We start from the raw sequence: 24349 nt of genomic DNA, 5'->3' as shown, positions 1-24349 counted from the left end.
TTTTTAGAAATAATAAACAACTCCTGCGGTTGCCATGCCTAGATGACCTTCTAGATTTGCTGCGCGGGAGTCTTTATTTTGAAGATCTCCTTCGTTTAAATTCTTTAGAAAATTACTTACTCCATATTGATATTGAAACCACAATTTTACATCTGCAATCCCAGCCGATAAGCTCGCTGCAAGATTTAAATTTACTCTTGAAACCTCTTCCAGGTCTTGCGCCGTAAAAGAATAATCTTCTATTAAATACTCTTTAAATTGGTTGTCTACTTCCCATTTGCTGTTTATTTGAAGAACTGGCCCCGCCTCTATGCTTAAATACTCTTTTATGATCTTATGGCCAGCAAATAAGTTTAATTGCACTCCTGTTGTCTGAAATTCGATGTTTTCGAATTCATTACTACTTAGAGGATGACCCATGATCCCGGTTTTCATGGAATAAAAGTTTACTCCATACACAACTAAGAAATTATTATAAACATTAGCCCGTGTGGTCAAACCTCCCATAAACCCCGTAGTCTTATTGGTATTAAAATGATCGCTATCTATTCTTCCATAAGTAAGTCCGGCCTGTGCCCCTAACCTATTATAACTATCTCCAGGAGAATTACGTCTTTGAGCAGCTAGTGGATTAAAAATGGAACAAATTATAATGAAGAAAAACAGATAAAAATAGCGCATGATAAATAACTTTAAAAGTAAATGTAGCCTAAATATTGCTATCTTAAGCTTTCAAAATTTATATAAACTATATGATAGCAACAATTTTAGTCCCCATTTTAGTCGTTTTTGCCTTTATCATTCTCTTTACCGGAATATTTACAGTAAAACAACAAACTTCTGCAATTTTGGAGCGCTTCGGAAAATATAGAAGTATTCGGAATTCCGGGTTACATTTTAAGGTTCCGATTATTGACCAAATCGCAGGTAGAATAAACTTAAAGGTTCAGCAATTAGATGTCCTAGTAGAAACAAAGACCAAAGATGATGTTTTTGTGAAACTGAAGATATCTGTACAGTTTCAGGTTATAAAAACCAATGTGTACGATGCCTTCTATAAACTTGAAAGCCCACATGACCAGATTACTGCTTATGTATTTGATGTTGTTCGAGCTGAAGTTCCAAAAATGAAATTAGATGATGTTTTTGAAAGAAAAGATGATGTAGCTATAGCCGTTAAAAGAGAGCTAAATCAAGCCATGTCGGATTACGGATATGATATTATTAAAACCTTGGTTACAGATATAGATCCTGATTCTCAGGTAAAGGCTGCCATGAACCGAATTAACGCAGCAGAGAGAGAGAAAGTAGCCGCAGAGTATATTGCAGAGGCAGAACGTATAAAAATCGTTGCTAAGGCTCGTGCAGAAGCAGAGAGCAAGCGTTTACAGGGCCAAGGGATTGCAGATCAACGCCGGGAAATTGCTAGAGGTCTAGAAGAAAGTGTAGATGTATTAAATAATGTAGGAATAAATTCTCAGGAGGCTTCAGCGCTTATTGTCGTGACGCAGCATTATGATACCTTGCAATCCATTGGAGAATCTACACATAGTAACTTAATATTATTACCTAACTCCCCGCAAGCAGGAAGTGATATGTTGAATAATATGATAGCATCATTTACTGCGTCCAACCAGATTGGAGAAGCAATGAAGGAGAAGAACGCTAAACTCTTAGCAGCAAAACCGAAACCGAAACGAAAAAGAGATACTCCAGATAGAGAAGAAGAAACAGAATAGAACGTATTATTTTTAATAGAAAAAGGCGGATGCTCATTAGAACATCCGCCTTTTAATTTTTTTTGGAATTATGTTGAAGTTATTACTTTTTTCAGTCCAAATATTTTTGATACTGCTTTTAAAACAAATGCTTTTTGGGCAATAGAACCTATTATGCCACCAATCAATGAAATTGGAGATAGACTTTCCTTTGTATGCTGCACACTAAGACGGATTTCTTCCTTGTCTATCTGATTTTGAAGTTTCAAAATCTTAAGATCCCGGTCTATTTCTTCAAATGAACTATACTCTTTCATAAAATTTATTTAGTCGTTAAAGAAGGTTCTCGAAGATTTTATCAAAATAATTTTCTCTATATGTTTTTTTCCGAAGAACCATATAAGTATGAATATCAAAAGATAGAATGCACCAATTATAAAGAATCCGGCACTAGGAATTCCAAGCGCATGACTTATTAGGAGTGCTAATGCAATAGAGATAAACAACAAAACAATTAGACATATAAAACCTAGCAACATCATATTCACCAAAGAGATAACTCCTTTAATGATTTTTTTATAGAGATCGAGTTTATAATATTCGGTACCGCTTTTGGCAAGATCGCGAACATTATCGTTAAGATCGTTTATGCTGTTGGTTAGTTTTTCAAATGCCATAGGCTTATACTACTGCTTTATTAGCTGTTGTCTTAGCTTGTTCTTCTTTAACGTCTTTTTGCAATTTTGCGTTCTGCGTTCTTAAATCTTCTAATTTAGATTCTAATGCAGATAAGATATCATCTGCTTTAAAACTAGCTGAAGATAAAGTAGATTCTAAACGAGTTTCAAAATCTAACTTAGCTTGTTTAGCTTTAGAGGAAAGATTAGAACTTGTCTCTTTATATTTTTTGTTGAATTTATCTTGAGCTTTCTTAGCATCCTTATTCAGTTTGTTTCTTGTATCTTCTCCGCTTTCTGGAGCGTATAACAAACCAACTGCCGCTCCTATCGCAGCCCCTGTTACTAATGCTAAAAGTGTATTCCCTGTATTTGCCATGATTTTTTGATTTTTATAATTAATTCCACAAACTTAAGTTAAACCACAAGACATTCCTGTTAATAACCGGTTAATATGTAAACTTAATTTATTAAAGTATTCTTAATAGATTCCCTTGTGATTGATGTTTCAACTGATTTTTTCCCAAGAATCCCTCAATGTAACTGTTCTATTAAAGATAAGGTTTTCCTTTGTACTTTCCTTATCTATACAAAAATATCCTATTCTTTGAAACTGAAATTTATCGGCTACTCTAGCATCTTTCAAACTAGGTTCTACATAACCTGTTATTACTTGAAGTGAATCTGGATTAATAAAATCCATGAAATCTTTTTCTTTATCTGCATCTGGTGCTGCAACCGTAAATAAACGATCATACAGCCTTATTTCCGCTTTTATAGCGTGAGGTATAGAAACCCAGTGTAATGTTCCTTTAACCTTACGTAAAGACTCCTCGGTACCACTCCCGCTTTTGCTTTTAGGATCGTATGTGCAATGAATTTCCAAAATATTTCCAGCATCATCCTTTACTACACTTTCCCCTTTAATAATGTATGCACTTTTTAAACGAACCTCTTTTCCTAATGTTAATCTAAAGAATTTTCTATTTGCCTCCTCTTTAAAATCTTCACGCTCTATATAAAGTTCTTTTGAAAAAGGTATTTTGCGAGTACCCGCATTTTCATCTTCAGGATTATTTTCGGTATCAAGCCATTCTTCTCCGTCTTCATAGTTAGTAATAACAAGCTTTACCGGATCTAATACTCCCATTACTCGAGGCGCAATCTTATTAAGATCTTCACGAATACAGAATTCTAAAAGTGAAACATCAATAATATTCTCTCTTTTAGCAATCCCAATAGTATCTGCAAATTTTCTAATAGACGTTGGTGTATAGCCTCTTCTTCTAAAACCAGAAATAGTAGGCATTCTAGGATCGTCCCAGGAATTAACCACTTTCTTTTCTACCAATTGTAGTAGTTTACGTTTACTTACAATAGTGTGACTCAGGTTTCTCCTAGCAAATTCTCTTTGCTTGGGAATAAAATCTTCATTATTACTTATCTTACTTATAAACCAATTGTATAATTCGCGGTGTGGCAAGAACTCTAATGTGCAGAAAGAGTGAGATACACTTTCTATAAAATCACTTTCCCCATGAGCCCAGTCGTACATTGGATAAATCTTCCAATCATCCCCGGTTCTATGGTGCTTTTTATGCAAACTTCTATACATTACAGGATCCCTCATTATCATGTTAGAAGAAGTCATATCTATTTTAGCTCTTAAAACATGAGCTCCCTCTGGAGTTTCCCCGTTCTTCATTTTCTCAAAAAGTTCCACATTTTCTGAAACAGATCTGTTTCTATATGGGCTTTCTGTGCCGGGAACTGTGGGAGTACCTTTTTGTTCAGCGATCTCTGCTGAAGACTGGCTATCTACATATGCATTTCCAGACTTAATGAGCTCTACAGCCCAATCATATAATTGTTGGAAATAATCTGAAGCATAACACTCTTTGTCCCATTTAAAACCTAACCAAACCACATCTTCCTTTATAGCATCTACATACTCCTGCTCTTCTTTTATTGGATTGGTATCATCAAACCTTAAGTTCACCGGGGCGTTATATCGCTCACCTAAACCAAAATTTAAGCATATGGAAGAGGCGTGGCCAATATGAAGGTATCCATTAGGTTCTGGTGGGAAACGAAATTTAAGTTCTTGTTCAGTATAAGACCCTTTTAGATCTTCTTCTATAATTTGCTCAATAAAATTGAGAGACTTTTTTACTTCAGACATAATTATATTTCAAAATATCCCGCAAAGTTATCAAAAATTACCACGGAAAATCCATTATCTAGAGGTTTAGAATGCATATTCAAATAGGAATTTAGATTTAAAATTCAGCTTTTAGACCAAAAACTAACACTGAAGTAGAATTTTCTTCAGAAATACACCATATTATAGGCTGCTGCTCTACCTTTGTAAAAAAATATTTTGGGAAAAATAACATTAAAAAATATCAAGGTTTTCTCCTATCACGGTTGTCTAGATGAAGAAGGAAAAATAGGAAGTGATTACCGTGTAGATCTCATGGTAAAAGGAGATTTAACCCACTCTGCACAGACAGATTCATTGAGTGATACGATAGACTATGTACATCTAAATAAGATCGTTAAGGAAGAAATGGCTATACGAACAAAGTTGTTGGAAACCGTTGCAGAAAGAATTCTGAAAAGGATCTTTAAAGAGTTGGAACTCGTGGAAAAGGCACGTGTAGAAGTTTCTAAAATAAACCCTCCAATTGGTGGTAATGTTGGAATGGTAACTGTTTCCAGTACTAAATCGAGATAGAAACTTGTGGGCGTACAGATATTTTTTATTACATTTGCCAACCATTAAATTAATGGCATCGTGGCCGAGTGGCTAGGCAGAGCTCTGCAAAAGCTCGTACAGCGGTTCGAATCCGCTCGATGCCTCCAAAAGCTTCCTTAAAAGGGAGCTTTTTTTATGCTTTAATATTTCTTAAAATTGAATGTTTAAGATTATCTTTTGGAATGCTCATTTTTATCGAAATAAAACACCACATTTTCTGGTTCTAAGATCTCTATTTGATCTTGAAGGCGTTCGATTTTCCTAGGAAATATCCCTCGAGTAATTAAAATACCTCCAAATATCACCATAAGTATACTTATCGCTCTTTTCATCTTAAAAATACGCCCTGGTGTAAGTTTTCTGTTTAATTTTTTAGCGAGTAGTATTTTAAATATATCAAGGAAAAGGTAGGTTCCAAGCACAGTAGAAAAGAAAATAGTAATACGGTTTGGTTCCATATCTAAGGTAGGACCAAATACAATTATAAGACCCAACCAAAATCCTAGAACTCCAATATTGATAAAGTTTAATAAAAAACCTTTGGCTGCAAGACCAAAATAATCACTTCTGCTTAACTTTCTTACCTCTGGAGTATCATCTTCTACCGTAATCGCTTTTTTGGTTTGTATAAAGGACATTATCCCGTATGTACCAAGGATCATCCCTCCAAAAATAAATAATCCGGGATCATCTTTTAATGTAGTTAAAAGTTTAGAAGTACTTAAATATGCTATTAAAAGAAATACTATATCTGCAAGAATAACACCTAGATCAAAAGAAATAGCTGCCCTAAAGCCTTTTAATGCAGCAGTTTCCAGCAACACAAAGAAAACAGGACCTAATAAGAATGCTAAAAAGATTCCCATTGGTATTGCAGCCAAAATATCTTGCACCATAAAACTAATAGATTTTCACAAAGATAACTTTCTAATTTATCTTCTTAATGGTTCCGCCAAAGGTGGTCGTTTCGTCTATCTTATTAGGATTTCCATACACATAGATGGTTCCTCCCGCTCTTACCTTTGCATTTACATAGGCTTTAGAGAATATACTTGCAGTTCCCCCACCAGCAATACTTACCTTAACATCTGTTCCTATGAGGTTTTCTCCCTTAAAATCGCCCGCAGCTTTTACATCTATATCCTGTTTTGCTGCAGTACCAATTATAAAAAGATTCCCTCCAGTTACAACACTTGCATACAAATTTTCCAATTCTACTTTTGCTTTTAGATCTGCTCCTTCCTGAACTCTGATATTAAACATTGGTTGTGAAAGTTTACCACAGATATCGATCTTTGAATTTTGTTTTGCTTCAACCTTTAATAACTGCTTAAAATAAATGTCTACAATAGTGTTATCTTCATTCCAAAGATGATCCAAATCTACACTTACCTTTAGTACTCCGTTTTTAACCTTTAGATTTACATTATTGCGACTACTACCGGTTATAATTGCCTTATTTTCCTCAGCTTGAGTCAGGTTTACCTTAAGCCCTTTTGTAACCTCGACCTCGGTAAAATTATCTAACTCCACGGTTATTTCCTGAGCAAATGTTGTAGCTGCCCAAGAAAATAGAATTAATAATATAATATTTTTCATCATTAATCAATTTGTTCTTTCTTTCCTATTAAATTGAAATCTAGATGTCTTCTTACTAGATCTGCATTCTTAACAGAAATATATACTTCATCCCCTAATTGGTACATTTTCTTATTTTTTCTACCAACTATTGCATACTGCTCTTCATCAAAATCATAATGATCATCTCTAATATCCCTTAGTCGAACCATTCCTTCGCATTTATTAGAAACAATTTCTATATAGATTCCCCACTCTGTAACACCAGAAATCACTCCTAAGAATTCTTCATCCTCATGATCTAACATAAACTTCACTTGCATGAATTTTATGGAATCACGTTCTGCATTGGTAGCTAAGCTCTCCATTTCACTACTATGATGACATTTTTCTTCGTATTCTTCTTCTTTGGCAGAAGGTTTTGCATCCAAATAATTTTGCAATAATCTATGCGTCATTACATCTGGATATCTTCTAATAGGAGAAGTAAAATGTGAATAATAATCAAAAGACAATCCGTAATGTCCTATATTCTTAGTACTATAATAAGCCTTACTCATGGTTCTAATAGTAAGGGTATCTACCAAGTTTTGCTCTTTTGTTCCCTGAACATCACTTAAAAGACTATTTAAAGAAGTAGAGATAGAAGATTTATCTTTTAAGTTGATCTTGTATCCAAATTTAGAAATCACCGTTTGTAAGGTGTTTAATTTAGACTCGTCCGGCTCATCATGGCATCTGTAAACAAAGGTCTTTTTTGGTGTTTGTTTTCCTATGAACTGTGCTACCCTCTTATTAGCCAGCAGCATAAATTCTTCAATCAGTTTGTTGGCTTCTTGGGAAGTTTTAAAAAACACTCCGACAGGTTCATTTTCTTCATTTAAATTGAATTTTACTTCAACTTTATCAAAAGAAATGGCACCATCTGCCATACGCCTAACACGCATTTGCTTTGCAAGATCATTAAGAGTTACAACCGCATCTACGATATTATCTCCTACGCTATATCCATTTTCACGAATTGATATCTCTGTGGGAATGGTTCCTTCTTCAGTTTCAATGATATGTTGAGCTTCTTCATAAGCAAAACGCTCGTCAGATAAAGTTACTGTTCTACCAAACCATTCGCTTTTCACATACCCTTTAGCATCTATTTCAAACACTGCAGAAAAAGTGTATTTTTCTTCATTCGGTCTCAAAGAACATGCATTATTGGATAAAACCTCCGGTAACATTGGTACTACTCTGTCTACTAAATATACAGATGTTGCTCTTTCATAAGCTTCATCGTCCAAAATAGTTCCAGGTTTTAAGTAATGGGAAACATCTGCAATATGAATTCCTATTTCAAAATTGCCATTATCCAGCTTTTTAAAACTCAAGGCATCATCAAAATCTTTTGCATCTTTTGGATCTATCGTAAAAGTTAGAGTGTCCCTAAGATCTCTACGTTTCTTAATTTCGTCTTCGTTGATAGAAGTATCTATATTATTTGCAAAATCCTCAATTTCCTTAGGGAATTCATGTGGCAACCCATACTGTGCAAGAATAGCATGCATTTCTGTATGATGCTCTCCTGGTTTACCTAAAACTTGTTTGATGCTTCCAAAGGGAGAATCTGCCTTTTCTGGCCAGTCTTCCATGGTTACAACTACCTTATCTCCGTCTTGTGCATCCAACATTTTATTCTTTTGAACAAAAATATCTGTATACATTTTAGGGTCTTGTATTGCAACAAATCCGAAATTTGGTTGCATTTGTAAAACACCAACAAATTCAGTTTTTTTCCTATTAACGATCCGAACAATCTCTCCTTCAGATTTTCTTTTCTTTCTTTTATTATATATGTAAACTTCTACTTCATCCCCATTCAATGCTTTATTCAAGGCATTTGCGGGAATAAAAATATCCTCTTCCATATCTTCAACTACAACATAACCGAAGCCCTTAGTTGTCATATCAAGTTTACCTTGATAATATTCGGGGTTTCCAGCCATCTTGAATTTTCCTTTTTCTTCTTCTTCAATCTGCTTCTTAGCGGCTAATTGTGCTAAATTCCTAATTATCTGATTCCTGGAACTAGCATCTGTAAGATCTAGTTTTGCAGCAATTTGTTTGTAGTTAAAGCTTGTGCTTGGAGATTTTCTTAATATATCCAGGATACTTTTGGAAAGATTTCCTTCGTTCCTTGGTTTTGATCCTTTATTCTTTCTATTCATAAATCTTAATAAGCTATAAAATTACAGTTAAAATGTGACTTTAAATTAATCTATCTATAAAGTTTTGTTAAGCCCCTAAATACGGGCTGGTAAAGAAATTTAATTAACTTCTTTTGATATTCAGATATTTAGCTATAAAAAAATTAACTATTTTATTTTCTAATTCATAAACTTTTCTTAATTTTAAGATAACATATCTTTCAAAATTTCCCCACATATTTGTAAGAAAAAGTGATTTTAATGAATAAGTCAACTAAAATCTCGCTTTTATTCTATCTTATATTTCTCTTGGGAATATTAAGTGTTTTTTCTATTATAAATAAAACACTAAATCAAAGAAGTAATCTGGATCTTTATCCTTCAGTAAATATTACCTCACAGAGTTATGTGAAGAATACTTACTAGAAATCACATACTTATATAACATTTAGATTGCTTTATTCTTCTTTAGTTATTTATAATTTAAATTATAAATAATTCATTTACAGTGTATTGATTAAGTTTTAGTGAATATAATTGCAAATTTAATCCAAGTATTTTTTAAAAAATCTATCAGAAACTTTATTTAAGCTGACTACTTTGAAACTGAAGTTATAAACACTTATATTATATTCATTTGTTTTCTTCTTTTTAAAAAATTAAAACTGTTGGTGATTATAGCTTGTTAACTTCTAGCATAACTTTTTTCAATAAAAATAGGTTTTTTAGATACCAACATTTTAGATAGACTTGTTAACAGGTTAATATATTTATAAGGAACTGATACTCTTGTGATTTTAATATTTACTTAACAATGGTTAACAATAATATGTTAATAATAATTTTTAAAAACTATATCACTTTTGGTTGTTCACAATCTTCATTTTGCTGCTCATAACTTCCCAAGAAATTCTATAGTTATAATTAGGAGAAAACGATTTTATATTGCTATTCCAATTTCTGAGTAGAAAAACAAATTTAGTTGTTATATTCTAGCATATTGTTATTCACATTTCATCAAAAATCTTAACCCCTTAAAAACAGGGTATTTAGAAATAGTAATTAACAACGTAAATATTAATAGTTAACAACCCATTTTTTACCTTTGTTCAACCTTTAAAAACAAATAATATGAAAATTGCTATTGGAAATGACCACGCAGGAACTGAGTATAAGTTTGCTATTGTAGCTTATTTAGAATCTAAAGGAATTACCGTTACTAATTACGGAACAGATTCTGAAGCAAGTGTAGACTATCCAGATTTCGTGCATCCTGTTGCTAACGATGTTGAAAGTGAAGCAGTTGATCTAGGAATTATTATTTGTGGAAGTGGAAATGGCGCTTCTATGACAGCTAATAAGCATCAAGATGTACGATGCGCATTATGTTGGACAGTTGAGATCACCAAACTTGCCAGACAACATAATAATGCTAATATACTAAGCATTCCTGCTCGTTATGTATCACAAACGCAAGCTGTAGATATGGTAGATGCTTTTTTAAATACAGTATTTGAAGCTGGACGTCATCAAACCCGAGTAGAAAAAATACCCGCTAACTAATTAATGGGACACAACCACGCTCATGGACCTATTCAAGATATAAAAGGTAAAAACCTTTTGTTTTCTATATTTCTAAATATAGGAATTACACTTGCGCAAGTAATTGGTGGTTTGTTAAGTGGAAGTTTAGCATTACTCTCAGATGCGCTACATAACTTTAGTGATGTACTTTCTTTACTGGTAAGTTATATAGCTAATATTCTTTCTAAAAGAGATGCTTCTTTAAAACACACTTTTGGCTATAAAAGAGCCGAGATAGTAGCAGCTTTTGTAAATGCTTCTACCCTTATTGTAGTGGCCGTTATTCTTATTATTGAAGCAGTTCAAAGATTTCAGAATCCAGAACCTATAAATTCCAATCTCGTTATTTGGCTATCCCTTTTGGCGATTGTTGGTAATGGCTTAAGTGTGTTGCTTTTAAAAAAAGACAGTAAAGCCAACCTTAATATGCGGTCTGCATATTTACATTTGCTAACAGATATGATGGCTTCTGTCGCTGTACTTGCCGGTGGATTATTAATGAAGTATTATCAAATTTTCTGGGTAGATAGTGTTCTTACATTAGCTATCGCGGTATATCTAATTATTGTAGGATATGATCTGTTGAGATCGGCTACTAAAGTGCTTATGCTTTTTACTCCAAGCGATCTTGCTTTGGAAAACATAGCTGAAAATATTTGTACTATTTCACAAATAAAAAATGTACATCATCTACATGTTTGGCAACTAAACGAAGCCGAAATTCATCTGGAGGCACATGTAGATTTTCATGAAGATATAAGCCTTTCAAAATTTGAGGAGCTCCTTTCTGAAATTGAAGAATTGGTATATCATTCCTACGGAATTAATCATGTGAATATTCAACCTGAATTTGGAAAGTGCGACAATGAAGATCTAATTATTCAGGATTAAAAATTAAAAATATGCAAATTAAAGTAAAGACGTTTCAGGAGTTAAGCTTGGAAGAATTATATGAAGTGCTAGCTCTTAGGTCTGAAGTTTTTGTGGTAGAACAAGATTGTGTATATCAGGATATTGACGGAAAAGACCAGAAAGCGCTGCATATCTTAGGATATAAAGAAGGTTTATTAGTGGCCTATACCAGATGTTTTAATAAAGGTTTTTATTTTGAAGAAGCTTCTATTGGAAGGGTTCTAGTTAAAGAAGATCATCGAAAATATGGTTATGGTCACGATATTTTTAAAGCCTCAATAAAAGAAGTTGAAAGCAGGTTTAATACTAAAAACATAAGAATTTCTGCTCAAAAATACCTTACTAAATTTTACGAAAGTCACAATTTTAAGCAAACAGGAGAAGGATATCTGGAAGATGGAATCCCTCATATTTCAATGATCAAGGCTTAAAATTTGTAGATTAAATATTTACTTTACGTTGTTCCTATAGCTATCGGAATTGATTCAGTATCTCGGTCTTGGTTAAGCCAAATAGTTGGAATATTATAAGATTCTTCTCTATTTTGCTGTTGGTTACTTGGTGTATAAAAAAGCATTTTTTGCACAAATTCCGGCTATTTGCTGTTATTCGATGTTAACATCATTTTTTCTATTCTTCAAGTCTTTTTATCATTTTATTTGCAAAAGGGTTGTCAGGATTAATGCTTAAACTCTTATTAAAAAATTTTAATGCTAATTCTTTCTTTCCTGTTTCCATATATCCCTCTCCTAATGCCTGCAATGCTTTTGCTACATTTGGATGAACAAATACATTCATTTGGAAAATCTGCATTGCTATATCAGGCTTACTATTATAAAGATTGTTAAGCCCTTCATTTCGCATCATAAATTCTAATAGACTTTGACTATTAGCTTTCTTTTGATATTCTTCGTTAGCTTTTTCTAATCCAAATTCTTGTATTGCTCCAATAATATAGTTTGTAAAGTTTCGGTTAATTTCATTATCAGCAACCGGAATAACTGGGATATATTTTGGATTAAATATTATTTGTGAAATTTCTTGATTAAGCTCATCAAAATTAGAGTGTGATTTATTAGAAAGCATTATCAAGGTAGTTCCTTCATCAATATATCTTAGGAAGTCTGCATATAGGAAATTATTCGTTCCATTATGCCAAACCCTGGTCGTGTTTCGATTCGTTTCTGAAACATCCCACCCATAAGCATAAATTGCGCTATAATCTTCTTCGGCTCTTATTTTTGGCTGGTATAATTTATTTTTTGCTTCATTAGATAATATAAGGTCTCCGGTTAATGCTTTATGCCATTTGTATAGGTCTTCGGTAGTTGAAAGAATTCCGCCATTGCCTCTCATGTGCCAATAGGGTGCAGTTTTGTCCCATTCTTTATCAGTTGGTTTTCCCCAAATTCTATCGTCTTTGTAATATCCTACGGCAATGAGATCTCTATCAAATTCAGGTCTTGAGTAACCTGTTAATTTCATTTGTGCAGGCTTCCACAAGTTTTCATACAAATAGGTTTCATAAGTTTGACCTGAAACCTTTTCAATTATCATAGCCAATAAACTATATCCTATGTTTGAGTAGGAAAAACTTGTCCCGACTTCAAACCTTAATTCTGAAGATAAAACTTTATTCAAAAATTCTTCTTTGCTAATTTTTTCAAAGTCTTTCCCAACATTGCTTATTAGTCCTGATTGATGGCGAAGCAAATCGTGGATCGTGATTATTTCTTTGTCTTTTGGAATGTTTTCAAAAAACTTTGAAAGTTTATCGTCTGTTGAAAGTTTGCCTTGCATTTCTAATTTTAGAACGGCAGCCGCAGTAAATTGCTTGGTAATAGAGCCAATATCAAAAATTGTAGTCGATGAGTTTTTGAGTTGCCGCTCTTTGTCGCTAAAGCCATAGCCTTCTGAAATAACTTGCTTTCCATTTAACTCAACTAGGACAGAGCCATTAAAACCAACTTTCTCAAGTTCTGAGAGGTATGTGGTTATTTGTTGGATAGTCTCATTTTCTTCTTTAGTCTGTCCGCAGGTCGTAGATACGAATAAAATAAGAGTAAATAATGTGGTTAAAATCTGTTTCATTTTTTTAGATCCTGTATCAAAATTACCACCAACTATTTTTATAAACACCCTGAAACATCTAGTTGTCTCGACAAAGGGTTACGCAAGGCTTATAAAATAGCTATACAAAACCTTAGCTTCTATTTCAAAATCCCTGAATATCTCGAATTATTTTCCAAAATAGCCTGTGCTTCGGTTATTTCAGGATTATTAATAACGTAGTGTTCGTATAAACCTTCCTGATAGAAATATCTTTTAATTATTTCATCTGTCAAAAGCGTGGTGATCTCTGCTTTTTTAACTTCTAGATCTGCTTTTTTTGCTGTTTCAATTTCAGCTAAGGTTTGCTTATAATTATCAAGAATATTTTCACTAAAACCTTCCTGTTCAGCAGTGAATAAAGCCTCTTCCAAGTCTTTTTCGGTACGAGTCTGGTAGCTAAAATCACTTTTATCCAGATATGCTTTAAAAGCACTATAATCTTCATTTGTAAATTCAAAAGCTTGAGGACTCTCCAATTTATGAGTATAATAATATTGGGTAGCAAAATCAAAAATAGCATTGCTAGCCAACAACGCGTTGGTAATTGCACTAAATTCTGAAGTCTTTAAAGTAACATCTGGCAAGACCCCTCCTCCATCAAAAACACTTCTTCCGCTCTTGGTTTTAAACTCGTTGTAATCTTCCACTTTAGTACGAATCGCTTTCCCATCTTTATCTCGTTCGCGATAATTTAAGGCTTGAATACAGCGTCCGCTTGGAGTATAATATCTGGAAATAGTGAGTTTCAACTGTGTACCGTATGCCAACTCCTTAGGACGTTGCACAAGCCCTTTTCCAAAACTTCTGGCACCCACAATCACACCTCTATCAAGATCCTGTATAGCACCTGCTACAATTTCACTTGCCGATGCACTGCGCCCATTTATGATTACCACCAATGGAATTTTAGTGTTTATAGGTTCTTTTTGAGTGAAATATTCCCTGTTGTACTTTTCTATTACAGATTTTGTTGTGGTTATTAATTGGCCTTTATCAAGAAAAATATTGCTCACATTTATAGCTTCGCTCAATAAACCACCTGGGTTGCCCCTAAGGTCTAAAATAATCTTGGTTGCTCCTTGGGCTTCAAGATCCTTTAAAGCTTTAATAGTTTCAGAAGAAGCATTTTCATTGAATCTGGATAACACAATATACCCCGTATTATCACTTAATAATTCATAAAACGGAACTGCTTTTAGAGTAACCATGCCTCTGGTTAAGGTTGTAGAAAGTTTCTTTCCTTGTCTTAAATAAGTAAGAGTAATCTGTGAATTTGGAGCGCCATTAAGCAAGTCTGAAGCATTATCGGTAAAATCGGCTACAGACAGGCCTCCAATCTCTATTATTTCGTCACCGGGCTTTAAACCAGCTTTGTCTGCAGGAAAACCTTGATAGGTTTCAAGTATCACAAAACTTTCTTTCTGAATTCTCACTGCGGCTCCAATTCCCTGGTATTCCCCGGCGGTATTCATTCTTGCAGCTTCAACATCTTGTTCGTTATAATAATTAGTATAAGGATCCAGATCTGCTAACATTGCTTTAATAGCAGTATCCATCAACTCTGCAGGATTCGTCTCATCTACATAATTCATATTCAGCTCCTTAAAAAGAGTAGTGAATATTTCTAATTGTTTAGCTATTTCGAAAAAATCGGTTCTAAAAGAGCTAGCACCAATAAAGAGGCTTATAGCGATAAATACAACCGAAATTCTTTTAATGATCCTGGTTTTCATGAGCGGTCTCCTTTTCTTTTAATTTGTTCAAAAGCTTAATAATGCAATCTGAGATCTCTTGAGCTTCATAATTTTTACGAGCTGTAAATATGAACATCAACGCATATTTCTGGTTTAAGTTGCTTTCTACAAGATACTTATTTTTCCTGAAAGCTTCTCGCATAAGCCTTTTCAAATAATTGCGGTCTACGGCTTTTTTAAAATTCCGTTTAGGAACGGAAACGCCAGTTTTACAAGTAGTAATTTCTGGGTTTTTTATAGGATGGTAAAGAAGTTTAATGGGAAACTGTTTAATGGAATTCCCTTCAGTAAAAAGGATATCTATTAAAATTTTGCTTTTCAGTTTTTCTGAAGCAGGAAAGGTTTCGTTCATTATTACCAATTGATTCGGCTAAATTAAAAAAATCCGTTTTGGGAATTCCCAAAACGGATTTTCTTTTACTCTTAAATAATGTATTTATCTATACTAACTATTTGTTTTCAGAAGCAGTCATAGGAAACACATTATCTTCTCTGTTTATATCGGCCATTAATCCGGCCGGATCTAAAACAATGCTGCTAATAGAATCTTTTGGCTTAGAAATGGTCAATTTATAAGTAGGATAAGCCCAAGCCCAATCTTTGGCAAGTGTTCTGTCCATACCTGTCTCTGCTGGTTTAACCCAACGCATCATTCTAAGCGGAATATGGATCATTTCTGAAGTTCCATCGGTATAAGTAACCTTAATATCTAATGGCATTGGCATTAATCCTTTGCGTTCAAGATTCACTGTTGTTGTTTGTCCTTCTTCAATAAGATCTGTGATCGCATAATCTATAGTATTGGTTGTTTGCGTCCAGTCTATTAAATACCAATCTAACTCTGCTCCAGAAACTTTTTCAGCAATTCTAATAAAATCGTTTGGAGTTGGGTGTTTAAATTTCCACTCGTCGTAATATCTGTTTAATGTTTTCTGAAGGTTTTCCTGTCCAATTATATATCCTAACTGTGCTAAGAAAACAGAACCTTTGGTATAAGCCGCGGCTCCATAAGCTCCGTTAAGAGCATATCTATCTGCATGGGTACTTTGTGGTTGCTCTACTCCAGATTTTGCCAAACCAACATATCCTCTAAAAGAACGTGCAAATACATTCTCTTCTTTGGAATCGCTGATTTCATTTTCTGCTAATGTTGAAATATAAGATGTGAAACCTTCGTCCATCCATTCATGTACACTTTCGTTAGTTGCCATTAAATGCTGAAACCAAGCGTGTGCCATTTCGTGTGACGTAACTCCAACTAAACTACCAAAACTGCGTTCTCCGGTAATTAAAGTAGCCATGGCATACTCCATACCACCATCTCCACCTTGGATCACAGAATATTGATCCCATGGGTATGGGCCAATATGCTCGTTAAAATAAAGCAATAACTCTTCGGTTTTTGGCTGAAGGTTTTTCCAATTTTCTTTTATCTCGGGATTGTTTTTGTATAAGAAATGTAATACAGTTCCATCTGCAGCAGTTCTTTTATCATGAATAAATTCCGGGTCTGCAGCCCAAGCAAAATCGTGCACCATTGGTGCTACAAAATGCCAGGTATGTTTCTCACCTTTTTGTGGTGTTACTTTAACTCCTTCAGCTTCATAACCATGTCCAATTTCTTGTGGGTTTTGAAGGTATCCGGTTCCACCTATCGTAAATTTCTTATCTATTGAGATCTTTACATCAAAATCACCCCAAACTCCATGAAATTCACGTCCTATATAAGGATCTGCATGCCATCCCTGAAAATCATACTCTGCCATTTTAGGATACCATTGCGTCATAGAAAGCGCTACTCCTTCGGCACTATTTCTTCCAGATCTTCTAATTTGCTGAGGCACTTGCCCTTTAAAATCCATCTTAAAAGTTGTATTTTCACCAGGTAAAAGTGGCTTATTAAGTTCAACTTCCAATACAGTTCCAACTTCCTTAAATGAAAGGCTTGCTCCATTTTGGGTTAAAGAATTCACTTTTAAATAACCTTGCTCTGCTTCGGTTAATTTAGAAATTCTATCTCCTACTCTACTATCGGGATCTTTTATAGTTCTGGATCTAACATCCATCTCGCTTCCGGGTTGGAAGGCATTAAAAAACAAGTGATAAAAAACACGATCTAAAGTGTCAGGAGAATTGTTGGTATACTTTAATTCTTGATTTCCTGTGTACTGAAAGTTTTCCACATTCATATCCACTTCCATTTTGTAATCTACATGCTGTTGCCAATAGGAAGTGTTGTTTTGAGCCTGCGCCCAAATGCTTGTAAATAATGTAATTGCTATAAATATTTTCTTCATAATATATTATTTGGATTCTTTTTCAGCTAAAATTAATGCGTTATATAAGTTTACCATTTTTCCAGAAACGGAAAGATCTGCAAATTTTTTAGTTTGCGTATTTTCACTAACAGTTACAGATGCTTTTGTTGGAATACCACTATTCATAATTACACTTTTAACTTGTGCAGCAGATAGTTTTGGATAGTAAGATCTAATTATCGCAGCCACACCAGCTACAGCAGGAGCCGCCATAGAAGTGCCCTGTAAATATTCGTAAGTGTTATTTGGAGTAGTAGACCAGATCTTAGTTCCCGGTGCAAAAACATCTACATTCGATTTTCCGAAGTTTGAAAAGCCTGCAACCAAACCAGAACCATATTCATAATTTAAAGCTCCCACTGTCAATACATTATCTACTATTTCAGTTGAATTTTGTGGAGTTTGATCGTTTGGATATACCATTTTGGTATCCAGATCCAATCCTTCGTTTCCAGCTGCGTTTACGATTAGAACATCTTTAGAAGCTGCATATTTTAATGCATCTGTCACAAATTCAGGATTTGGAGAGAAGTATTTCCCAAAGCTAGTATTAATTACTTTTGCACCATTATCTACTGCATAACGAATTCCTAATGCGATATCTTTATCATATTCATCCCCATCTGGCACTGCACGTATCGCCATTATCTTCACATTGTTAGCTACCCCATTTATCCCGATGTTGTTATCTCTTTTTGCAGCGATTATTCCTGCAACGTGAGTTCCATGCTTAACATCTTCTTTATCTTTTGTAGGGCCAGAGACTTTGTTGTTTCCATATTTATTGTCTGTGATATCGTAAGGATTATCCCCCACAATAGCTCTTCCATCAAGGTTTAAATTGAAGTGAGTATCTATTCTATTTGCAAAATACTCAATAGCCTCATCCAATTCCTTTAATGCTGTTGGGATATTTTCATCTAAATTATTCTGAATTTGAGAAAGCATTGCTTTATACTGCTGCATTTCTGGAGTAGTAGCTTCCATAGCTGCTAATTCTTTCTTGGTATAATCTTCTTTTCCAAGTTTTGCTGAAACCGCTTTATGGGCAATTGTAAGTTGTTGTTTTATCTGTTCGTATTGAGTTTTATTTTGAAGGTTCTCATTGTATTCTTTTTCATATTCTGCCTTAGCATTTACATATAGATCATATTCGGCTCTATTTCCAGAACTTATTGCGTTGGCAGGTTTTCCATCATATTTAGACTTCAATCTTTTATAGATACGTGTATATTCCAAATTTTCCTCAACCGCATCTCCAAGAAAATTCCACCCATTAATATCATCTATGTATCCATTGTTATCGTCATCCTTACCATTGTTGGCTACTTCATCTCTGTTTACCCAAACAACACTTTTTAGATCTTCATGAGCTATATCCACACCGCTATCAATAACAGCAACAATAACAGATTTTCCGTTCTTGTTTTTTATGATTTCGCTGTAAGCCTTATTTATACTCATTCCTGGAATAGTATCTGTAACCAGATCATACTGCCCCCAATTTTTTAATTGAATATCTGTGAGCGGTGTAACTTTTAAAGGAATTTCATCTATGTTTTCTACCGGTGTAGAAATAAGAACTGGATTTGTAGTACCACAGGCAGCAAATATAAATGCTATACTTGCAATAAATAGGGGTTTATAAAAAGGTATTTTCATAAAGGGGTTTAGTTAAATAATTCGTTAAAAGTAAAAGTTTTATCTAGTCGTACACCTTTTTCGGTGTGTTTAAGGGTAATTATCTCATTGTGGGCATCATGTTCTAGAAAAAGATAGAATTCCTCATCTGCCGCCTTATTCAAGAAAAGTTCTTTCTCATTAAGGCTTAGTAAAGGTCTGGTATCGTACCCCATTACAAACGGTAATGGAATATGCCCTACTGTTGGCAATAGATCTGCCATAAAAACCAATGTTTTTCCTTGATATGAAATATGAGGGATCATTTGTTTATCTGTGTGTCCATCTGCAAAAAATACACCAAAACCCAGTTCCTCTGAAGTTGTTAAGGTTTTACTAGCTTCCTTTTCTAGAAAATGAAGCTTTCCGCTTTGTTCCATTGGGATGATATTTTCTTTTAAGAAGGATGCTTTTTCACGAGCATTAGGTTGTGTTGCCCATAACCAATGATCATTATTGCTCCAAAACCTGGCATTCTTAAATGCCGGTTCGTATCCGGTCCTGTTTTCATTCCACTGCACGCTTCCCCCGCAGTGGTCAAAATGAAGATGGGTCATAAATACATCGGTGATGTCGTCTCTATGAAACCCGTGTTGTTTTAGAGAATTATCAATAGAATGATCTCCCCATTGGTAGTAGTAACCAAAGAATTTTTCACTTTGTTTGTCGCCCATTCCTGTGTCTATCAGGATCAGTTTATCGCCTTCTTCAATTAATAAGCAGCGGGCAGCTATATCAATCATATTGTTATCGTCTGCAGGATTGGTCTTGTTCCATAAAGATTTTGGCACCACTCCAAACATGGCTCCCCCGTCTAGTTTAAAATTACCCGCTTCAATAGGATATAATTTCATAATTTATGATTTAACATGCAAAGTACTAAAAGCGCTATACTTACTTATTGGCTCTACTTCAGAATTTAATATTTTTAACATAATATTGAGGATTGGTTTAAATTATAACTGAATATTCAAATTGTAATAAATTCTTCTGTATTTAATTAACAGAAACATCCTATTTTTGCATTTTTAATTCTACTTTACTTTAAAATTAAATTAAGGCCCTACTAATTTAAATTTTGCGGGCTTGAAAAACACCAATTTTTGAATAAAAAGAAAGGTTGCAAATGCCATTTTTAATTAAAATTTTTTAAATGTTAGAACTCGCAGGTATAATTATATTAGGAATATTAGCCCAGTGGATGGCTTGGAAATTTAAGATCCCAGCTATTCTCCCGCTTATTTTGATAGGACTTTTTGTGGGACCAATTTCTACAATGATTTCTGAAGACGGTACCAAGTGGATAGAGCCTATCTGGAATGGTGAAGAAGGCCTATTTCCAGGAGAAAGTTTGTTTTATTTTGTTTCATTAGCTATTGCTATTATTCTTTTTGAAGGTGGTTTAACACTTAGAAAAAGTGAAATAGGTACTGTAGGGCCAGTGATCTTAAAGTTAATAAGTGTTGGTGTAGTAGTTACCTTTTTTGGCGCAGGACTGGCGGTACATTTTATTTACGATTTTTCATGGGAGATTTCTTTCCTGTTTTCAGCTTTAATTATAGTAACCGGACCTACAGTAATAACACCAATTTTAAGGAATATCCCTCTCAAAAAGCATGTTTCCTCCATTCTTAAATGGGAAGGAATTCTTATAGATCCTATTGGGGCATTGGTTGCGGTATTGGTTTATGAATTTATTCTAGTGGAAGGCGGACAAGACTTCACGCAAACCGCACTTATTGAATTCGGAAAGATCGTTTTATTCGGATTTACCTTTGGGTTCACTTTCGCTCATATATTAGCATTTGCAATAAAAAAGGATGTAATTCCACATTATTTATTAAATGTTTTCACACTCGCAACGGTTTTAGGAGTGTTTGTGCTTTCAGATATTTTTGCTCATGAAAGCGGACTATTAGCGGTTGTGATAATGGGAATGGTCATGGGAAACACTAAATTACCAAACCTAAAAGAACTCTTGTATTTCAAAGAGTCCTTGAGCGTCCTCTTAATTTCTATCCTTTTTATCCTCTTGGCAGCCAATATGGAAATGGAAGACCTGTTGTTAATTTACAACTGGAACTCACTTATATTATTTGGAATTGTAGTACTTCTTATTCGTCCATTAGGAGTTATTCTTAGCTCATTAGGATCTGGATTAAAAATCAACGAAATCGCATTTATTAGTTGGGTTGGTCCCCGAGGGATCGTAGCTGCGGGTATTGCTTCATTATTTGGTTTAAAACTAGCGAGTGAAGGCGTTCCGGGAGCCGAATATATTACTCCACTGGTATTTATGATCGTACTGTGTTCAGTTTTACTGAATGCAACTACGGCAAGGCTATTTGCTAAACTTGTAGGAGTTTTTATTACAAATTCTGAAGGAATCCTTATTGTTGGAGCATCTTCGGTTTCCAGGATTATTGCGAAATATCTGAAGGATAGCAACAGGCATGTCGTTCTTGTTGATAATAATGCAGATAACATTAGAAAAGCAAGATCCTTAGGAATTGATGCTTTAGAAGGAAGTGTATATTCTGATGATCTTTTAAATAATATCGAGTTAAGTGATATAGGTTATTTGATGGCAATTACAGGAAACAGTGATATAAACAAAACTGCAATTGATAAATTTCAGAAGCAATTTGGAGAACAAGGATCTTTTAGACTGATCTCTGCCGATGAAATGAACGATCCTGAAAGAAATCCCGAACAAGGCTTATTCTCGCATACAGACGACTTTATTAAGCTAACAGACGTTTCTCGAAGGTATCCAAACATCCATGAGATCGTTTTAAATAGCAGAGAGCATTATGAGGGAATTGTAGAGATCTCTAAAACAGAATCTGAAATGGTTCCGTTATTTGTAAAAAATGAAGAAGGAGATTTAAAAATAATCCCATCTCACAGTCAAGAAGTAGAAATTAAAGAAGGTTTTGCCTTAGTATACCTAGGTAAAGAGATTCCAAATCAGGAAGAACAGAAAAAAGAAGATGTAGAACGAGCTACGGAATAAGCGAGAACACCACTTTTCAAGAATTTAAAAAGGTCCCAAACTATAAAGTTATGGGACCTTTTTGATATTTTATAATTAGGTTTTACTACTTAATCGTTCAGTTTAAGAACAGCCATAAAGGCTTCTTGTGGGATCTCTACATTCCCTACCAATCTCATACGTTTTTTACCTTTTTTCTGCTTTTCCAGTAACTTTCTCTTTCTGGAAATATCCCCACCATAACATTTCGCGGTAACATCTTTTCTCAAGGCTTTAACGGTTTCTCTGGAAATGATCTTTGCACCAATAGCTGCCTGTATAGGGATGTCAAATTGTTGTCTAGGTATTAATTGCCTTAACTTTTCACACATTTTCTTACCAATATCATAAGCGTTATCTGCATGTAATAATGCGGAAAGTGCGTCAACAATGCTTCCGTTAAGCAAGACATCTACTTTTACAAGTTTAGATGCTCTCATTCCTATTGGAGAATAATCGAAAGAAGCATATCCTTTAGAAACAGTTTTTAGTCTATCATAAAAATCGAAAACGATCTCTGCTAGGGGCATATCAAAAGTTAATTCTACTCGTTCAGGAGTGAGATAGTTTTGATTGGTAATCTGTCCTCGTTTATCAATACATAAAGACATTATAGACCCTACAAAATCTGATTTTGTAATGATGCTCGCTTTTATATAAGGTTCTTCTACTCTATTTAAACTTGAAGGATCTGGAAGATCTGTTGGATTGTTTACCAGGATCTTTACTTCGGGATTTTTATGAGTAAATGCATGATAAGATACGTTAGGAACAGTTGTAATAACTGTCATATCAAATTCACGCTCTAATCTTTCTTGAATAATTTCTAAGTGAAGCATTCCTAAGAATCCACATCTAAACCCAAAACCTAGAGCGGCAGAGCTTTCTGGGATAAATACCAAGGAAGCATCATTTAATTGCAGTTTTTCCATAGAAGAACGCAAATCTTCATAATCTTCGGTATCTACAGGATAAATTCCCGCAAAAACCATAGGTTTTACGTCTTCAAACCCCGCAACAGCTTCAGTAGTTGGATTTTTTGCATCAGTAATAGTATCTCCTACTTTTATTTCCCGAGCTTCTTTAATCCCAGTAATTAAATATCCTACATCCCCTGCACAAATTTCTTTCTTTGGTTCCTGTTTCAATCTTAAGGTACCAACTTCATCTGCAAAATAATCCTTTCCTGTGGCAACGAATTTTATGTGTTGGCCTTTTTTAATACTACCATTTATAACTCTAAAGTAGGTTTCTACCCCTCTAAAAGGATTGTAAACAGAATCGAAGATCAAAGCTCTAAGCGGAGCATCTATTTTCCCTGTTGGCGCAGGAATCTTTTCTATAATTGCTGAAAGGATCTCTTCAATCCCAATCCCGGTTTTTGCGCTGGCAGGAATTACATCTTCTATTTCACAGCCTAATAATTCGACTATATCATCTGTTACCACTTCTATATTTGCACTTGGAAGATCCACTTTATTAAGTACAGGTATGATTTCCAGATCGTTCTCTAATGCCAGGTATAAGTTAGAAATAGTTTGTGCCTGGATACTTTGTGCAGCATCTACAATTAGCAATGCGCCCTCACAGGCGGCGATAGATCGAGATACCTCATAAGAGAAATCAACGTGTCCCGGAGTATCAATAAGATTTAATACATACTCTTCTCCTTTATACGTATAATTCATTTGGATCGCGTGACTCTTGATAGTTATTCCACGCTCACGTTCCAGATCCATACTGTCCAGTAATTGGGCCTGACTTTCACGATCGGTCACAGATCCAGTAAATTCAAGCAATCTATCTGCCAAAGTACTTTTTCCGTGATCTATATGGGCAATTATACAAAAGTTACGTATGTTCTTCATGAGTCAATTTCAGAGTAGGTATTGCCTGTAATTGGCAATCTTATTTAAGCTTACAAATATAGTTTTTTTAGAAACCATTAAAGAATTTATCTTAAATAGATAAATAGCAGCCTTCTGGCAGATTGTATTTTATGAAATATTCACTCTGGTCTTTTTTT

General features: G+C 34.4%; 21 protein-coding genes and 1 tRNA gene. 7 read left to right on the top strand and 15 right to left on the bottom strand.

Going from position 1 to position 24349, the window contains the following annotated elements; all coding sequences use genetic code 11:
* Nucleotides 1–3: 3 nt before the first annotated feature.
* Nucleotides 4–681: an outer membrane beta-barrel protein gene (locus ES724_RS00435; RefSeq protein WP_146928191.1), complete on the bottom strand. Its 678-nt coding sequence runs from the start codon at nucleotides 679–681 to the stop codon at nucleotides 4–6.
* Nucleotides 682–752: 71 nt separating this feature from the next.
* On the opposite strand from ES724_RS00435, the gene ES724_RS00430 reads away from it, so the two are divergent.
* Nucleotides 753–1739 carry an SPFH domain-containing protein gene (locus ES724_RS00430; protein ID WP_146928189.1) on the top strand — a complete coding sequence of 329 codons (987 nt, stop codon included), beginning with the start codon at nucleotides 753–755 and terminating at the stop codon, nucleotides 1737–1739.
* Nucleotides 1740–1807: 68 nt separating this feature from the next.
* On the opposite strand, the gene ES724_RS00425 is transcribed toward ES724_RS00430, so the two are convergent.
* From ES724_RS00425 to ES724_RS00410, 4 genes are all read right to left on the bottom strand, one after another.
* Nucleotides 1808–2035 (bottom strand): DUF6327 family protein, encoded by a 228-nt coding sequence (locus ES724_RS00425; RefSeq protein WP_146928187.1) that lies wholly within the window; start codon nucleotides 2033–2035, stop codon nucleotides 1808–1810.
* Nucleotides 2036–2044: 9 nt separating this feature from the next.
* Nucleotides 2045–2395 (bottom strand): phage holin family protein, encoded by a 351-nt coding sequence (locus ES724_RS00420; RefSeq protein WP_146928185.1) that lies wholly within the window; start codon nucleotides 2393–2395, stop codon nucleotides 2045–2047.
* A 4-nt stretch (nucleotides 2396–2399) separates the two neighbouring features.
* Complete coding sequence (locus ES724_RS00415; protein ID WP_146928184.1) at nucleotides 2400–2774, bottom strand: YtxH domain-containing protein; 375 nt, start codon at nucleotides 2772–2774, stop codon at nucleotides 2400–2402.
* 129 nt (nucleotides 2775–2903) lie between these two features.
* A complete protein-coding gene (locus ES724_RS00410; RefSeq protein ID WP_146928182.1) occupies nucleotides 2904–4577 on the bottom strand; it encodes a glutamine--tRNA ligase/YqeY domain fusion protein in 1674 nt (557 codons plus the stop codon).
* A gap of 198 nt (nucleotides 4578–4775) precedes the next feature.
* Between ES724_RS00410 and folB the strand changes: the two genes are divergently transcribed.
* Together folB and ES724_RS00400 are read left to right on the top strand one after the other, a co-directional pair.
* Nucleotides 4776–5132, top strand: coding sequence for a dihydroneopterin aldolase (gene folB, locus ES724_RS00405; protein WP_146928180.1), 357 nt, complete (start codon nucleotides 4776–4778; stop codon nucleotides 5130–5132).
* A gap of 54 nt (nucleotides 5133–5186) precedes the next feature.
* Nucleotides 5187–5260, top strand: a tRNA-Cys gene (locus ES724_RS00400).
* A gap of 63 nt (nucleotides 5261–5323) precedes the next feature.
* On the opposite strand, the gene ES724_RS00395 is transcribed toward ES724_RS00400, so the two are convergent.
* The 3 genes from ES724_RS00395 to rnr are packed head-to-tail and all read right to left on the bottom strand — an operon-like array spanning nucleotide 5324 to nucleotide 8950.
* Entirely contained in the window at nucleotides 5324–6049 is a 726-nt protein-coding gene (locus ES724_RS00395; protein ID WP_146928178.1) for a LysE family translocator, read from the bottom strand.
* Between the two features lie 31 nt (nucleotides 6050–6080).
* Nucleotides 6081–6752 (bottom strand): head GIN domain-containing protein, encoded by a 672-nt coding sequence (locus ES724_RS00390; RefSeq protein WP_170249823.1) that lies wholly within the window; start codon nucleotides 6750–6752, stop codon nucleotides 6081–6083.
* Between the two features lie 2 nt (nucleotides 6753–6754).
* Entirely contained in the window at nucleotides 6755–8950 is a 2196-nt protein-coding gene (rnr, locus tag ES724_RS00385) for a ribonuclease R (RefSeq protein WP_146928174.1), read from the bottom strand.
* 1110 nt (nucleotides 8951–10060) lie between these two features.
* Here rnr and rpiB point away from each other — a divergent pair.
* From rpiB to ES724_RS00370, 3 genes are read left to right on the top strand one after another with little or no spacing between them, the layout of a single operon-like run.
* Nucleotides 10061–10492, top strand: coding sequence for a ribose 5-phosphate isomerase B (gene rpiB, locus ES724_RS00380; RefSeq protein ID WP_146928172.1), 432 nt, complete (start codon nucleotides 10061–10063; stop codon nucleotides 10490–10492).
* A gap of 3 nt (nucleotides 10493–10495) precedes the next feature.
* Nucleotides 10496–11404: a cation diffusion facilitator family transporter gene (locus ES724_RS00375; RefSeq protein ID WP_146928171.1), complete on the top strand. Its 909-nt coding sequence runs from the start codon at nucleotides 10496–10498 to the stop codon at nucleotides 11402–11404.
* Between the two features lie 11 nt (nucleotides 11405–11415).
* On the top strand, nucleotides 11416–11856 hold the full coding sequence (locus tag ES724_RS00370) for a GNAT family N-acetyltransferase (RefSeq protein WP_146928169.1): 441 nt from the start codon (nucleotides 11416–11418) through the stop codon (nucleotides 11854–11856).
* Between the two features lie 199 nt (nucleotides 11857–12055).
* On the opposite strand, the gene ES724_RS00365 is transcribed toward ES724_RS00370, so the two are convergent.
* From ES724_RS00365 to ES724_RS00340, 6 genes are all read right to left on the bottom strand, one after another.
* Nucleotides 12056–13516, bottom strand: coding sequence for a serine hydrolase domain-containing protein (locus ES724_RS00365; RefSeq protein ID WP_146928167.1), 1461 nt, complete (start codon nucleotides 13514–13516; stop codon nucleotides 12056–12058).
* A 119-nt stretch (nucleotides 13517–13635) separates the two neighbouring features.
* Entirely contained in the window at nucleotides 13636–15270 is a 1635-nt protein-coding gene (locus ES724_RS00360) for a S41 family peptidase (RefSeq protein WP_146928166.1), read from the bottom strand.
* Nucleotides 15251–15643: a ribonuclease P protein component gene (gene rnpA, locus ES724_RS00355; protein ID WP_026836851.1), complete on the bottom strand. Its 393-nt coding sequence runs from the start codon at nucleotides 15641–15643 to the stop codon at nucleotides 15251–15253. Before rnpA ends, ES724_RS00360 begins: the two co-directional genes overlap by 20 nt.
* Nucleotides 15644–15740: 97 nt before the next feature.
* Entirely contained in the window at nucleotides 15741–17588 is a 1848-nt protein-coding gene (locus ES724_RS00350; RefSeq protein WP_146928164.1) for a M1 family metallopeptidase, read from the bottom strand.
* A 6-nt stretch (nucleotides 17589–17594) separates the two neighbouring features.
* Entirely contained in the window at nucleotides 17595–19271 is a 1677-nt protein-coding gene (locus ES724_RS00345) for a S8 family peptidase (RefSeq protein WP_146928162.1), read from the bottom strand.
* An 8-nt stretch (nucleotides 19272–19279) separates the two neighbouring features.
* Nucleotides 19280–20143: an MBL fold metallo-hydrolase gene (locus ES724_RS00340; protein WP_146928160.1), complete on the bottom strand. Its 864-nt coding sequence runs from the start codon at nucleotides 20141–20143 to the stop codon at nucleotides 19280–19282.
* Nucleotides 20144–20442: 299 nt separating this feature from the next.
* Between ES724_RS00340 and ES724_RS00335 the strand changes: the two genes are divergently transcribed.
* Nucleotides 20443–22305: a cation:proton antiporter gene (locus ES724_RS00335; protein ID WP_146928158.1), complete on the top strand. Its 1863-nt coding sequence runs from the start codon at nucleotides 20443–20445 to the stop codon at nucleotides 22303–22305.
* A gap of 89 nt (nucleotides 22306–22394) precedes the next feature.
* Here ES724_RS00335 and lepA read toward each other — a convergent pair whose 3' ends face one another.
* Nucleotides 22395–24191: a translation elongation factor 4 gene (lepA, locus tag ES724_RS00330; RefSeq protein ID WP_146928156.1), complete on the bottom strand. Its 1797-nt coding sequence runs from the start codon at nucleotides 24189–24191 to the stop codon at nucleotides 22395–22397.
* Nucleotides 24192–24349 lie beyond the last annotated feature (158 nt).

Source organism: Gillisia hiemivivida (assembly GCF_007997295.1).
In the GTDB taxonomy this organism is placed as follows: domain Bacteria; phylum Bacteroidota; class Bacteroidia; order Flavobacteriales; family Flavobacteriaceae; genus Gillisia; species Gillisia hiemivivida.
Note: the sequence above shows the minus strand (reverse complement) of the source record. Positions and strands in the feature narration are given on the sequence as shown.